Raw genomic sequence first — 14,050 nt, forward strand, 5'->3', positions numbered from 1 at the left:
GGTCTGGTTCAAGAAAGCCGCAAGGGAGCCCGACTGCTCAGGCGGGCAGGCAGGTCTCGGACTGCGGCGGGGACACGGTGGAGCGGGGGAGAGCCACGGGGCCGAGGTTGCTCGCCTGTCCGGTGCGGACCGCGATCCCGCGCCGCTCGGCGCGCGTGAAGATGCAGTAGTTGTTGCGGGTGCTCATGTAGCCGCCACGGTCGGCCTGCGGCAGGGCCACGACGGTGAGCCCTGACTGGGTGCTCAGCTGGCCGCCGAAGCGGAAGCCGCCGGTGCGGTTCGCCACCACGCTGCCGAGCTGCTGGCCGGACTTGGAGAACAGCAGCACCTGCGCGCCGGCGAGCCCGAAGCCTTGATCCGCGGCGTCGACGACCCGTCCGGTGACCGACGCGCCGCGCTTGGTCCAGGTGAACCGGCTGGCCAGGTCGGCGCGGCCCGGGCGCACGTTCGCGCCGGCGATGGGGCCGGTGCGGGCGAGCCAGTCGCCGTTGCCGGGCGCGACGAGGGTGTAGCGGCCGGGGTAGAGGCCGCGGAAGGTGACCTTGCCGCCGCGGGCGGTGGCGGTCCACCACTGGCCGGTCTTCTTGCTGACCGCGGTCACGGCGAACTTCCCGGTCGCCCGGGAGCCGTCGCCGCGGAACAGGTCGACCAGCAGGCTGCCGCCCTTCTTGCGCAGCCGGATGCCGACGTTCTTGGCCCGCCCCTGCTTCAGCCGGCCGACGTAGGTGCTCTTGTCGACGTAGGTGCCGCGGCGGTCGTAGGTGAAGACGGAGTACTTGCCGGTCGGGAGGCCGCCGATGGCGAACTGGCCCTTGTCGTTGGCCTTGGTCTCGTAGGACTGCTCGTAGGTGTTGGCGGCCACGACGCGGGCGCCCTTCCCGACCACGCCACCGGTGCGGACCGTGCCGGTGATCGCGGCGCCGGGTCGCATCCGGACGTCCTTCTGGACGCTCCGGTTGCGGATCGTCACGGTGACGTCGGCGGGTGCGTACTTCGTGACGTCGTACGACGGCCGCTGGTCGACGAACTGCAGGTGGTAGGTGCCGGGGGCCAGGCTCAGCGTGTAGATGTCGCCGCTGACCCGCTTCTCACCCAGGTAGGTCCAGTCCCGCGTGAACCACTTCAGCCGCAGCCTCGGCAGCTTGCCGGGCGTCAGCACCTGGCCCCGGACCTCGAACGTGCGGGCGGCCGACGCGGCGTCCGCCGGGGCGGTCGCGGCGACGGACAGCAGCAGCGAGGCGAACAGGCCGACGAGCACGGCCAGGACGGTCGTGGTGCGGCGGGCGGTGGTGGTCCCCATGGCGAGAGCTCCGAGCAGACAGGCGGACGGGTCGGACTCCATCGTAGGTCGGCAGCCGGGGCCCGCCCTCAAGGAAGGTGCAGGGTTCCCTCAAGATCCGACGGCGACCTCGGGAGGGCGCATCGCCCACCGGATCGTGCCGGTCGCGGCGGTGCCGAGGACCCGGACGACGGTGCGCTCGGAGACCGGCAGCCACGGCAGTCGCAGCGGCGGCCGGGTCCAGGCTGGCATCAGGCCGACGGCGGCCGCGGACAGGACGGCGTACGGCGGCCGCGCGGCGAGCGGCAGCGGCGGGTGCACCAGGACGTGGCGGACCGCCTCCCGCGCCTCCGGCGTCCCGCCCAGCTCGGGACGGTACGACGCCAGCACGTCGCGCAGCTCGGCCTCGGTGGTCGGCGGCTCGAGCACCCCGAGCCGGCGGGCGACCTCGCCGGCCTGGGCGACGTACTCGTCGCGCTCGGCGCCCTGCAGCGGCGCGGCGCCGTAGACGGTGTGCGCGCGCAGGAAGCTGTCGATCTCGGCGACGTGCACCCACTGCAGCAGGTGCGGGTCCGAGGCGGCGTACGGCGTGCCGTCCGGCATGGTGCCGGTGACCCGCCGGTGGATGGCCCGCACGATCGCGATGGTGCGCTCGGCGTCCTCGACGTGGCCGAAGGTGGTGGTGGCCAGGAAGGTGCTGGTGCGGTGCAGCCGGCCCCACATGTCGCCGCGGTAGCCCGAGTGCTCCGCCACGCCCCGCATCGCCGCCGGGTGCAGGGTCTGCAGGAGCAGGGCCCGGAGACCGCCGACGAACATCGACGCGTCGCCGTGCACCCGGGTGATCGGGCTGCCCGGTTCGTAGAGCCGCGGCCCGGGTCGGCCGTGGATGCGGTCGCGCTCGCGGGCGCCGTCCGGCCCGGCGACCCGCTCGAAGAGCGCGGCGCCGAGCCGGGTGCGGAGATCGGTCATGTCCCCGACGGTAGTCCGGGGTTCGCGACCCTCAGTCGCCCTTGACGTTGACGATCTGCCGCAGCACGTGGCGGACCTCGACGAGGTCCGCCGCGTCGGCCATCACCCGGTCGATGTCCTTGTAAGCCGCTGGGATCTCGTCGATGAACGCGTCGGTGTCCCGGTACTCGATCCCGACCATCGCCTCCTGGAGCTGCTCCCGGGTGAAGGTCCGCCGCGCCCTCGACCGGGAGTACTCCCGCCCCGCCCCGTGCGGGGCCGAGTTCAGCGAGGGCGCGAACCCCTTGCCGGTCACGACGTACGACGCGGTGCCCATCGACCCGGGGATCAGCCCGGGCCGCCCGGCCTCGGCGTTGATCGCGCCCTTCCGGGAGAGCCACACGTCCCGGCCGACGTGGTGCTCCTGCTCGGTGTAGTTGTGGTGGCAGTTGATCTCCTCCTGCCGCTCCACCGGGCCGCCGGTCCACTCCTCGACCTGCCGCACCAGCCGGTCCATCATCTCCTCGCGGTTGAGCAGCGCGTAGTGCTGCGCCCACCGCATCTGGCGGATGTAGGCCCAGAACTCGTCGGTGCCCTCGGCGAGGTAGGCGAGGTCCTGGTCGGGCAGCGGGATCCACCACTTCGCGCAGAGGTCGCGGGCGACCTGGATGTGCTTCTGGGCGATCTTGTTGCCGACGCCCCGGGAGCCCGAGTGCAGGAACAGCCACACCCGGTCGAGCTCGTCGACCGTCACCTCGATGAAGTGATTGCCCGACCCCAGCGTGCCCAGCTGCAGCTCCCAGCGCCCGGCGTACGACGCGGGGTCGAAGCCGGCCTGCTCGGCCCGTCGGGTCAGCTCCTCCAGCCGCACCCGCGTGTGGTCGCGGCTGATCGTCCGGTTGCTGACGCCGGCCGAGAGCGGGATGGCCCGCTCGACGGCCTCGCGCAGGCTGCGCCGCTCGGCGGGCAGCTCGTCGCGGGTGAGCTGGGTGCGCACGGCGATCATGCCGCAACCGATGTCGACGCCGACGGCGGCCGGCATGATCGCGCCGAGCGTGGGGATGACCGAGCCGACGGTCGCCCCCCGTCCCAGGTGGGCGTCGGGCATCAGCGCCAGGTGCGGGTGGATGAACGGCATCGTCGACGCCGTCACCGCCTGCTGGCGCGTGCCCTCCTCGAGGATCGAAGCCCAGCTGATGAGCTTCTTGGTGATCTGCTCCATGGTCCTTTCCTTGCTGGCAGTCGTCGGCCGGACGGCCGACGACTGCCGAAGGTAGGTGCCCGGAAACGCCTTGCTCGACGGGTTTTGCCTGTGCTGGTCAGCCGGCGTGGATCGGCGGACCCACCTTGAGGGGGCCGTCGCCCAGGACCGCTTGCCGCCGGCCCGATCGCAGAGCCTCGTCGGCGGTGAAGACCGTCGAGGACGTGTCCTCGTCGGCGAGGTTGCTGCGCAGCACTCCTCCACCGCCCCGGACCCACGCGGGCCGGCCCAGGCACGCGCGGGGCACTCGGACCCGGATCCGGTCCCGCGCGTTGTCGAAGCGCACCCGCTTGCGCTCGCAGGCGACCTCCGCGCCCGAGGTCTTGGCGGTCAGCGAGAGCATCCTGCCGAGCGGGCTCCGCATCGCCTGCAGGTCGTACTCCTCGTCGGGGGTCACCAGGCGCACCGGCGCGAGGGTGTAGCCGCCGCGGAGGTCGCGGACCTTGATGGTGACGATCACCGCGCCCTGCGTGTGGTCGACCCGCAGGCGGGTGACGTCGGTGGAGGTGTTCGTGGAGTCGCGCCGCACGCTGGCCTGCTCCTCGTCGTCGGGCAGGACGAACCGCAGCACGTCGCCGCGGGAGTCGTGGTGCGTCCAGGTCTCGGCTGCCGCGGAACCGGCCGTGACGACCGGCGCGGCGAGGACGACCAGCGCACTCACGAGTACGGCGGCGCGCCTCACCCGACCCGGACCTTCTTGCCGACCTTCAGCCGGGCGTCGCTGGAGGCGGCCTCCTCGCTGCCCGTGCGAAGTGCCTCGTCGGCGGTGATGCTGGAGTCGTCGCTCAGGAGGTTGCCGCGGACGAGGCCGGCGCCGGCGCGAACCCAGCGCGGATCTCCGAGGCAGGCCCGCGGGACCGTGATCCGGATCAGGTCGCGGACGGTGTCGAGCCGGAGCTTCTTGCCGCGGCACGGCACATCGGTCCCGTTGGCGGCGGACACGCCGAACATGCGCAGGTCGGCGGACCGGAAGGCGAGGACGTCGTACGCGCCGCGCGGGGTCACGAGGCGCGCGCTGACCATGGTGTCGCCGTGGCGCAGGTCGCGCACCCGCAGCACCAAGGCGACCTTGCGCGCCGTGTGGTTGACGGTGAAGCGGGTGATGTCGGTGGCGGTGTCCTCGGGAGCGGGCTCGACCGTCTCCTTCTCGCTGCCGGCGGACTGGCTGATGGCGAGGACGTCGCCGCGGGCGTCCTGCTGGGTCCAGGTGGCCGCGTGGGCCTGTCCGGTCACGGCGAGCGGGGCCGAGGCCAGGGTCATGGCGGCGAGGAGAACGGTGACGCGGGAGCGTCGAGGGGTGTGGGACACGAGAGTCCTTCCGAAGGTCGCGAACACAAGCGGGGAAGAGGAAGCCGGTCGCTCAGCCAGCTCGGACCTTCCTGCCGACCTTGGGCGAGGCGAAGCGCAGGACGGAGCGCTTGTTGCCCGTGCGCAGCGCGTCGTCGACCGTGATCGCCGCGTCGTCCTCGACCGCCATCAGGCTGCCCCGGATGAACGCCGCGCCGGCCCGCACCCACGTCGGGTCGCCGAGGCACGTCCGCGGGATGGTGACCGTGATCGTGTTGCGGCGGATGTCGAAGGACTGCCGCTTGCCCCGGCAGGAGACGGCGGAGTCCTCACGGCCGGAGACCTCGGAGAGCGTGAACATGCGCATGTCGCTGCTGCGCATGATCAGCACGCTGTACTTGGCGTGCGGGGTCACCACACGGCCCACCAGTGCGTTGTCGCCGCGCTGCAGGTCTCGCAGGTGCACTGAGACGACGACCTTGCGTGCCCGGTGCTTGACGGTGAACCGGGTGATGTCCGTGGCGTCATCGGCGACGACGCCGACGGAGGCATCCGCGTCGCTGTCGCCTGACGCGATCCGGACGACGTCACCCTGGGCGTCGCGGTGGGTCCACGTGGCCCCGTGCGCCGAGCCGGCGGTGGCGACCGGCGCGGCGAGCAGGGTCAGGGCGGCGGCGAGCAGGGCGACGCGGGTGCGCCGGCGGGGGAGGGTCACGGGGGTCCTTCCGGGGTGGGGTCGAACCCCGAAGGTTAAGGACCGGCGGCGCTCCCCGCTGGCGATTCACCGAACGTTCGGTGGATCGAGACGCGAATCTCAGCCGGCGACGACCGCGGCCGCGACGACCGCGACGACGAACGCGAGGATGACGACCAGGGTGACGACCAGACCGACCACGCCCGGCCGCGGCTGCTTCTCGTGGCCGATCCGGCCGCGGGTGAATTGGTGCAGCGGGGCGGCGTAGAAGACCGGGACGGTCTGGCCGGGCGCCACGTCGATGTCGAGGGTCGCCTGGCCGTACTCGCGCAGCCACTGGCAGCTGATGTCGACCCGGATCCGGCCGGGGTGGACCAGGATCGGGTTCTGGCCGTACGACGCCGGCACCGGGTAGCCGTTCATCCGTACCTTCGGCGCGATCATGTTGCTGGTCATCACGCTGCCCTGCAGCGTCAGGGCGACCCACCCGGCCGGGGCCTGGGCCGGCGGCGGGGGCGGCGGCGAGGGGGGCGGACCGGGCGGCGGGGGAGGCAGGCTCACGCGGGCAAGTCTTCCGCATCGACGATCCGGTAGGCGTACCCCTGCTCGGCCAGGAACCGCTGCCGGTTCTGGGCGAAGTCGGCGTCGACGGTGTCGCGGGAGACGACGGTGTAGAAGCGGGCCACCTTGCCGTCGTGTCCGGGGCGGAGCAGCCGGCCGAGCCGCTGCGCCTCCTCCTGCCGGGACCCGAACGACCCGGAGACCTGGATGGCCACCTCGGCGTCGGGCAGGTCGATGGAGAAGTTGGCGACCTTGGAGACCACCAGCAGCCGCTCCTCGCCGGAGCGGAACGCCTCGAAGAGCCGCTGGCGCTCCTTCACGCTGGTGTCGCCCTTGATGACCGGGGCGTCGAGCGCGGCGGCGAGCTCGTCGAGCTGCTCGAGGTACTGCCCGATCACCAGCGTCGGCTGGTTCGCGTGCTGCGCGACCAGGTCCTGGACGACCCGGGTCTTCTCGGCGGTGCAGGAGGCGATCCGGTAGCGCTCCTCCGGCTCGGAGGTCGCGTAGACGATCCGCTCGTCGTTCGGCAGCGTCACCCGCACCTCGACGCAGTCGGCCGGCGCGATCCAGCCCTGCGACTCGATGTCCTTCCAGGGGGCGTCGTACCGCTTGGGGCCGATCAGGGAGAACACGTCGCCCTCGCGGCCGTCCTCGCGCACCAGCGTCGCGGTCAGGCCGATCCGCCGGCGCGCCTGCAGGTCGGCGGTCATCCGGAAGATCGGCGCCGGGAGGAGGTGCACCTCGTCGTACACGATGAGGCCCCAGTCGCGGGCGTCGAGCAGCTCGAGGTGCGGGTAGGCGCCCTTCCGCTTCAGCGTCAGGACCTGGTACGTCGCGATCGTGACCGGGCGGATCTCCTTGACGGCGCCGGAGTACTCGCCGATCTCGTCCTCGGTCAGCGAGGTGCGCTTGACCAGCTCGTCCTTCCACTGCCGCGCGCTGACCGTGTTGGTCACGAGGATCAGCGTCGTGGCCTGCGCGTGCGCCATCGCGGCCGCGCCGACGATGGTCTTGCCGGCCCCGCACGGGAGTACGACGACGCCCGAGCCGCCGTGCCAGAACGAGTCGGCCGCGTCGCGCTGGTAGTCGCGCAGCGTCCAGCCGTCCTGGGCCAGGTCGATGGGGTGCGCCTCGCCGTCGACGTACCCGGCGAAGTCCTCGGCCGGCCAGCCCAGCTTCAGCAGCGCCTGCTTCAGGTTGCCGCGCTCGGAGGCGTGCACGACCACGGTGTCGTCGTCGATGCGGGCGCCGAGCATGCCCTGCACCTTCTTGGCCCGCAGCACCTCCTCCAGCACCGGCCGGTCGGTGCTGGCCAGGGTCAGCCCGTGCACCGGGTGCTTCTCCAGCCGCAGCCGCCCGTAGCGGGCCATCGTCTCGGCGACGTCGACGAGCAGCGCGTGCGGCACGGCGTACCGGCTGTACTCGAGCAGCGTGTCGACCACCTGCTCGGCATCGTGGCCGGCGGCGCGCGCGTTCCAGAGGCCGAGCGGCGTCAGTCGGTAGGTGTGGATGTGCTCGGGGGAGCGCTCCAGCTCCGCGAACGGCGCGATCGCCTTGCGGCAGTCCTGCGCGCGCTCGTGGTCGATCTCGAGGAGAAGGGTCTTGTCGGACTGGACGATCAGGGGTCCGTCGTTCACCGGACAAGTCTACGGAGGCCCCCCGACGCCCGACGCTGGTTGAGGTGCGAGGGACGAAAGTCCCGAGCCTCGAAACCCGGTGAGACGCGTGACGCCTCAACCAGCGACGGCCCGCTGCCGCGCCCGGTACGCCGCGACGTTGGCGCGCGAGGAGCACCGCTCGGAGCAGTAGCGGCGCGAGGCGTTGGGGGAGGTGTCGACGTAGACGTTCGTGCACGGGGCGGCGTCGCAGGCGCCGAGGCGGGACGGACCGAGGTCGCACACCAGGGTGGCCAGGCCGAGCAGGGACTCGCCGACGAGCAGTTCGGCCACCGAGGCGCTGCGGGCGGCGGCGTGCAGGTGCAGGTGCCCCTCGTCCGGCGCGTGGCCGGTGATCTGCGGGGTGAGCGGGTGCCGGACGAGCAGCTCGTTGATCCCGTCGACGACGCCCGCCGCGTCCTCGGCGGCGGCCGCCTCGAAGATCGGCCGCAGCTCGCGCTGGAACTTCCGCAGCAGCATGCAGTCACGGTCGCTGGCCTGCGCGTGCAGCCACGCGCGCTCACCCAGGTGCGCCACGAGCGCGTCGACGCCGTCGATCTCCGCGTTCAGCAACGCGGCCGACTGCTCGGCGTACCGGATGACGTCCACGACGTCGAAGTCTAGGAAGACCCGGCAACCGGTTTCACGACCGAGATCCGGTGCACCGCGAAGGACCGTACGTCGTCCGAGCGGTGGTCGTGGGCGGTGAGCTGGCCGCCCTCCACGGAGATCGGGTCGACGATCCGCTCGGTCGCCGTGCCGTGGTTGTCGACGTAGCCGATCAGCACCGTCGAGCGGCTCTCCACGGCCTCGCGCAGCGCGGCCAGCGAGCCGCTCGGGGTGAGCGATCCGGCCGACGACGGACGCGCCAGGGCGGCCCGGTCACCGGACCTGATGGCGGTCACGACCGCCGCGACCACGGCCGTCGAGCGGGCCGCCGCCGCGCCCGCCCCGCGCCGATGCTCGCGCGGGGTGCGGGCGCGCAGCAGGTCGGGACGGGTGACGCGCACGGTGCCGTCCGGGGCCTCGACGACCGGCGCCGCCCCGAGCTCGCGCAGCCGCGGCAGCAGGACGTCGATCGGGGTGCTGCTGATCAGCACCGTGGGCGCCAGCCGCCGCAGCCCCAGCGACCCGGCCTTGGGGTGGTGCAGCAGCTCGGTCAGCGCGGTCTCGTCGTCGGCCCGCAGGAACGCCTCGGCGTGCCCGACCCGGATCGTGCCGAAGGTGCGGGAGGTGTCGTCGACGAGGTAGGTGAGCGGCTGCGGCACCGGGGTCCGCGACACCGAGGCGAGGAAGGCGTGCAGCTCGGCGGCGGTCCACCCGGTGTCGAGGGCGCGGCGTACCGACCCCGGCGTGAAGCGGTACGTCGTGGCGCCGCCGCGCGACTCGACGTCGGCGACCAGCGCGAGCGTGCGGGCCAGCCCGGACTCCAGCGGGCCGGGCGCGACCGCGGTCAGGTCGGCCTGCAGCAGCACGTGGTCGACCGGCTCGGGCAGCAGCCCGGCGAGCTCGGGGACCGGGTCCTCGCCCGCCACCAGCGCCCGGCCGTACGACGCCAGCGCGCCCAGCCCCGCCACGCCCAGGACCGACGCCTCGGTGACCGCCCAGACCAGCTGGTCGGCGCGGGTGCGCGGTCGCCGCGGCCGGCGCCACGCGACCAGGGCGACCAGCGACGGGGTGCCGGTGCCGGTCGCCAGGACCGACCCCGCGGGCAGGTCCACGAGCGCCTCCAGCGCCATCCGCCGGCTCTCGACCTGGTGGATGCCGGTCAGCTCCGGGGCCAGCGCGTTCCACGGCTTGCCGGCCGTGTCGCGCTGCCCGACCAGCCCCGGCATCCGCGGCGACGACAGCCAGGCCCGGACCAGGGTCGCCCACCGCTCGGCCGGCGGCTGGGCCGACCAGGCGTCGTACGCGTCGGTCGGGACCCAGACCGGGTTGCCGTCCGGGTCGGCGGCGGTCGCGACCAGCCCGGCGGCGTACGCGGTCTCGACGATCAGCGCCGCGGCGGGCTCGTCGACCTGCAGGTGCACCGACGTCGCCTTCAGGTCCCGCACGCCGAGCCCACCGCTGCGCAGCGCGCCGGGCGGGTGGGTGCCCCAGTGGTCGAGCAGCAGCTCCACCCGTCGTACGGCGTCGAAGGCGGCTCCCGCCGCCGCCCGGTCGACCACGGTCGCCGACCGCTCGGAGGTCACCAATCCGGGGACTACGTCGACCGGCTCGGTCGTGGTCCGGCCGCCGCGCAGCACCAGGCCGACCTCGCCCGGCAGCACGACGACCCCGCCGGAGCGGGGGACCAGCAGGCCCCGCGAGAGCAGCTCCTCCGCGGGCGTCTCGGCGTCCTCGGGCGTGACGTGGTGGCGGGAGGTGCCGGTGGTGGCCTCGCCGCCGTGGGCCGCGACGTGATCGAGGAGGGCGCGGGCCGGGTCGGAGAGCTGGCCGATGCGCCGGTCCACCTCGGCCGCGGGCAGCGGATCGGGCGAGACCTTCTGCAGGCCGCTCGACCCCGGTCCGCCGGTCAGGCTCTCCGGCACGCCGGAGAGCGGACGCAGCCCGGAGGTGCTCCGCCACACCAGGGCGAGCGCCTCCAGCCGGGCCAGCGCGGTCGCGACCGTGGCCGGCTCCGCGTGCACCACCGCGGGCAGCGCCTCCGGCGTGGTTTGGCCGAGGACGACGAGGGCATCTAGGACGCAGAGCTCGACCCGGGTCAGCTGGTCGAGCGCACGGAGCAACGAGGATCGGACGGCGGCCCTGGACGCCAGCTGACCGGAGTCGTGAGGGGCAGGGGTGGCGAGATCCGGACGGTCGGACAGCAGCCGGGCGAGTCGTTCGTCCGGCCAGGCGCGCAGCTGGTCGGCGAGCGAGCGGTACCCCGCGTCGGGGTCCTCGGCGGGCGCAGGGTGTCCGGACATCATTCCCACGCTACCGACCCCGCGGGCGCGCGCGTGAGGAGCGTCGAGCTCCGGTACGGCGGCGCGACCGACGTCGGCCGGGTCCGCGAGGTCAACGAGGACTCCTTCCTGGCCCGGCCGCCGGTCTTCGTCGTCGCCGACGGCATGGGCGGCCACGACGGCGGCGACGTCGCCAGCGCGATCGTGGTCGAGGAGTTCGGCCGGCTCGCCGAGGCCGGCTACGACCCCGCCCGTGGTCCCGAGACGGTCGCGGCCACGCTGGTCGTCTGCCAGCAGCGGATCGAGGCGTACGCCGCCCGGCAGCAGGCCGCCGGGCACCCGTCCTACCAGGCCGGTACGACGGCGGTCGTCGCGCTCCTCGTCGAGGTGGACGGCGAGTCCCGCTGGCTGCTGGCCAACCTCGGCGACTCGCGGGCCTACCGCTTCGACGGCGGCCTGCTCGAGCAGGTCAGCGTCGACCACAGCCTCGTGCAGGAGCTGGTCGACGCCGGCACCATCACCGCCGCCGACGCCTCCCTCCACCCCGAGCGCCACATCGTCACCCGGGCCCTGGGCGCCTCGGAGCACCCGGAGGCCGACTACTTCCTCCTCCCGTTCGCCGGCACCGCCCGGCTGGTGCTCTGCTCCGACGGGGTCAACGGGATGCTCGACGACGAGCAGATCGGCGCCGTCCTGGCCGGGGCCGGCGACCCGCGGGCCGCCGCCGCCGACCTGGTCGCCGCCGCCGTCGCGGCGGGGGGACGGGACAACGCGACGGCCGTCGTCGTCGATGTGGTGGGATGGGATCACGAGCAACCCGACTCCGAGCGTCAGCCGGTGAGTCTCGAGGAGAAGCTGGGAGCCCTGCCATGACCGTCGCGCCGACGGGTCTCCGGTCCTACCGACCCGGTGACTGGTACGCCGTCCTCGGTGGCCCGGACAGCGGTCACATCGCCGTCCTGGTCCCGCCGTCCGAGCGGTCCCGCGTGGCCGCGCTCTGGGAGCTCGTCGACGGCGGTGCCGGCGCCGACGAGGTGCTCGACGCGCTGATCGCGGGCGGGCTGCGCTCGCTGCCGGGGTTCGTGCTGGTCGCCGACGTGGGCGACCGGGTGCGGGTCGTCCTGCGCGGCCCGGCCCGGGCCGGCATCGACACCTTCGACGGGCCTGTCGCGCTCGACGGCGCCGACGCCACCACGTGGGTGGAGCGGGTGCTCCCCGGGGTGCGGTCCGTCCGGATCGACGTCGCCGACCACGCCGAGGGCGCCGACCGCCCCATCGACGACGGGCTCGTGCGGGTCGGCCGGCTCGACCGGCCGCCGTACGTCGAGGCCGCGGACGACCCCGCGCCCGTCCCCGTGCCCACGCCCACGCCCGAGCGGGTGGAGCCGCCGGTGCTGGAGCCGGTGGCCGCGCTCGTCGAGGAGCCGGTCGACGAGGAGCCCGTCCAGGAGGAGGCCGCCGTCGAGGAGGTCGTCGAGGAGGCGTCCTTCGCGGACGAGCTCGGCGACGAGCTGTCCGACGAGCCGACCGAGGCGATCGACCTCAGCGAGCTGCCCGACCTGCCGCCCCCGCCGCCGGCCCCGCCCGTCCCCCCGCTGCCTCCGCTGGCCGTGGTGCCGCCGATCCCGACCGTGCCGCCCCCGCCGCCCGTGCCGGGCGGGTGGGACCCGGCCGACCACGACGGCACCACGCGCACCCCCGGCCCGGGCACCGGTGACGACTTCGAGCGCGCCCAGCCCGGCATCCCCGGTCAGCCGCAGGCCCCGGCCGTCACCGCCCGACCGGTGGCCCGGCTCAGCTTCTCCGGCGGCGAGCTGGTCGACGTCGACCGGGTCGTCCTGGTCGGCCGGGCCCCCGAGGCCCGGCGGTTCACCGCGACCGACCAGCCCCGGCTGGTGACGGTCTCGAGCCCGCACCAGGAGATCTCCTCGACCCATCTGGAGATCCGCCCCGGCTCCGGCGCCGACCACGGGAGCGCGGTCGTCACCGACCTGGGCTCGACCAACGGCACCGTGCTGGTCCAGCCGGGGCTGCCGCCGGAGGTGCTCCAGCCGGGGGTGGCGGTCCAGCTGCTGCCGGGTGCCGTGGTCGACCTCGGCGACGGCGTGACCATCCGCGTCTCGAACCCCTGAGCACCCACCGGCAGCCGATGACCGACCACCCGACCCCCGACGCGGCCGACGCGGCCTTCCCGGCCGCCGAGCTGGACCGACGCTTCTACGCGTTCACCCTCGACCGGCTGCTGGGCTGGACCGTGATCGCGGCCGGCGTGGCCGGCGCGGTGATGCTGCTCCTCGAACCCGGCCACACCATCGGCGGGATCGCCGTGATCGTCGGGGTGGTGCTGGTCGTCGGCCTGGTCCACGCGGTGCTGCTCGGCCTGCGGGGCACCTCGCCCGGCAAGGCCGCCGTCGGTCTCCGAGTGGTCGACGTCGAGACCGGCGCGCCGATCGGGGTGGGCCGCGCGCTGCTGCGCACCGTCGTCCTCGGGGTGGGGACCCTGCCGACGTTCGGCTTCGGGGTCGCCGCGCTGGCCTGGACCGCGGTGATGGACCCGGGCGGTCGGCGCCGCGGCTGGCACGACCGCCGGGCCCGCTCGGTCGTGGTCGACGTGCGCCCGCTGCCCGCGGCCGAGATCGCCGAGGAGCCCGCGCCGCGGGCCATCGTCAACCTCACCGCCATGCGGCTGGTCCCGCCGCCGCCGGAGCCCGAGCGTCCCGAACCACCCGCGCGTCCCGCCCCGCGGCCCCCGGTGGCCGCCCCGTCGACCCCGGCTCCGCCGACCCCCGCTCCGCCAGCTCCGCCGACCCCGGCACGTCCCGCACCGCCCGCCCCCACCCTGCCGACGCCGGCCCCGAACCCGGTCGCTCCGCCTGTCCCGCCCGTCCCCGAGCCCGCCCCGGAGCCCGCGCGGGAGATCGCCCCGGAGCCCGTGCCGGAGCCGGTCGAGGTGTCGGCCCTGGAGGCCCGGACCGCCCCGACCCGCACCCGCCGGCGGCAGCTCGGCTACCCGCTGGTCGGTACGCCGCCGACCGGCCCGCCGCCCGCCGTACCGCCTGCGGCGCCGGCGTCCCCCGCGCCGGCGGCACCGCCCACCCCGAGCGCGCCCCCGCCGCAGCCCCGGTGGCGGGTCGCGTTCGACACCGGCGAGGCGTTCGAGGTGAGCGGATTGACCCTGGTCGGCCGTCGCCCCGAGGGTCGGCCGGGGGAGCCGGTCCACCGCCTGGTGCCGCTGGCCTCGGAGGACCAGTCGCTGTCCAAGACCCACGCCCAGTTCCAGGTGGTCCCCGACGGGGCCCTCGTCGTGATGGATCGCGGGTCGACGAACGGCTCGGTGCTGATCCGCCGCGGCGTCCCGCGCCACCTCTCCGGCAACAAGCCGGCGACCCTGCTGGCGGGCGACCAGGTCCGCTTCGGCGACCGCACCATGACCGTCGCCCGCGACGACTGACCGGGCCGCTGGTGCCGGGTCGCAGG

General features: G+C 74.4%; 13 protein-coding genes. 3 read left to right on the forward strand and 10 right to left on the reverse strand.

Going from position 1 to position 14,050, the window contains the following annotated elements; translation table 11 throughout:
- Nucleotides 1-37 precede the first annotated feature (37 nt).
- The 10 genes from BLT76_RS00375 to BLT76_RS00420 form a co-directional block, all read right to left on the reverse strand.
- Nucleotides 38-1,300, reverse strand: coding sequence for an MSCRAMM family protein (locus tag BLT76_RS00375; RefSeq protein WP_090849623.1), 1,263 nt, complete (start codon nucleotides 1,298-1,300; stop codon nucleotides 38-40).
- A gap of 90 nt (nucleotides 1,301-1,390) precedes the next feature.
- The gene (locus BLT76_RS00380) at nucleotides 1,391-2,248 is read right to left on the reverse strand and encodes an oxygenase MpaB family protein (RefSeq protein ID WP_090849625.1); all 858 of its coding nucleotides are present in this window, start codon (nucleotides 2,246-2,248) and stop codon (nucleotides 1,391-1,393) included.
- Nucleotides 2,249-2,279: 31 nt separating this feature from the next.
- Nucleotides 2,280-3,449 carry an RtcB family protein gene (locus BLT76_RS00385; protein ID WP_090849628.1) on the reverse strand — a complete coding sequence of 390 codons (1,170 nt, stop codon included), beginning with the start codon at nucleotides 3,447-3,449 and terminating at the stop codon, nucleotides 2,280-2,282.
- A gap of 97 nt (nucleotides 3,450-3,546) precedes the next feature.
- The gene (locus BLT76_RS00390; RefSeq protein WP_139175361.1) at nucleotides 3,547-4,170 is read right to left on the reverse strand and encodes a hypothetical protein; all 624 of its coding nucleotides are present in this window, start codon (nucleotides 4,168-4,170) and stop codon (nucleotides 3,547-3,549) included.
- Nucleotides 4,167-4,748 carry a hypothetical protein gene (locus BLT76_RS00395; RefSeq protein WP_139175362.1) on the reverse strand — a complete coding sequence of 194 codons (582 nt, stop codon included), beginning with the start codon at nucleotides 4,746-4,748 and terminating at the stop codon, nucleotides 4,167-4,169. The genes BLT76_RS00390 and BLT76_RS00395 overlap by 4 nt, the downstream gene beginning before the upstream one ends.
- 100 nt (nucleotides 4,749-4,848) lie before the next feature.
- Nucleotides 4,849-5,490, reverse strand: coding sequence for a hypothetical protein (locus tag BLT76_RS00400; RefSeq protein ID WP_090849634.1), 642 nt, complete (start codon nucleotides 5,488-5,490; stop codon nucleotides 4,849-4,851).
- Between the two features lie 99 nt (nucleotides 5,491-5,589).
- Nucleotides 5,590-6,030: a hypothetical protein gene (locus BLT76_RS00405; RefSeq protein ID WP_090849636.1), complete on the reverse strand. Its 441-nt coding sequence runs from the start codon at nucleotides 6,028-6,030 to the stop codon at nucleotides 5,590-5,592.
- Nucleotides 6,027-7,667, reverse strand: coding sequence for a DNA repair helicase XPB (locus BLT76_RS00410; RefSeq protein ID WP_090849638.1), 1,641 nt, complete (start codon nucleotides 7,665-7,667; stop codon nucleotides 6,027-6,029). Before BLT76_RS00410 ends, BLT76_RS00405 begins: the two co-directional genes overlap by 4 nt.
- A gap of 96 nt (nucleotides 7,668-7,763) precedes the next feature.
- The gene (locus BLT76_RS00415) at nucleotides 7,764-8,294 is read right to left on the reverse strand and encodes a CGNR zinc finger domain-containing protein (protein WP_090849640.1); all 531 of its coding nucleotides are present in this window, start codon (nucleotides 8,292-8,294) and stop codon (nucleotides 7,764-7,766) included.
- A gap of 11 nt (nucleotides 8,295-8,305) precedes the next feature.
- Nucleotides 8,306-10,594, reverse strand: coding sequence for a helicase C-terminal domain-containing protein (locus BLT76_RS00420; RefSeq protein ID WP_090849642.1), 2,289 nt, complete (start codon nucleotides 10,592-10,594; stop codon nucleotides 8,306-8,308).
- A gap of 33 nt (nucleotides 10,595-10,627) precedes the next feature.
- Between BLT76_RS00420 and BLT76_RS00425 the strand changes: the two genes are divergently transcribed.
- The 3 genes from BLT76_RS00425 to BLT76_RS00435 are packed head-to-tail and all read left to right on the forward strand — an operon-like array spanning nucleotide 10,628 to nucleotide 14,024.
- Nucleotides 10,628-11,446, forward strand: a complete 819-nt coding sequence (locus BLT76_RS00425) for a PP2C family protein-serine/threonine phosphatase (protein ID WP_090849645.1) — start codon at nucleotides 10,628-10,630, stop codon at nucleotides 11,444-11,446.
- Nucleotides 11,443-12,705 carry an FHA domain-containing protein gene (locus BLT76_RS00430; protein WP_090849647.1) on the forward strand — a complete coding sequence of 421 codons (1,263 nt, stop codon included), beginning with the start codon at nucleotides 11,443-11,445 and terminating at the stop codon, nucleotides 12,703-12,705. The genes BLT76_RS00425 and BLT76_RS00430 overlap by 4 nt, the downstream gene beginning before the upstream one ends.
- Nucleotides 12,706-12,722: 17 nt before the next feature.
- Nucleotides 12,723-14,024, forward strand: a complete 1,302-nt coding sequence (locus BLT76_RS00435; RefSeq protein ID WP_090849649.1) for an RDD family protein — start codon at nucleotides 12,723-12,725, stop codon at nucleotides 14,022-14,024.
- Nucleotides 14,025-14,050: the final 26 nt, after the last annotated feature.

This window comes from Nocardioides lianchengensis, from assembly GCF_900101465.1.
GTDB classification, from domain to species: Bacteria; Actinomycetota; Actinomycetes; order Propionibacteriales; family Nocardioidaceae; genus Nocardioides; species Nocardioides lianchengensis.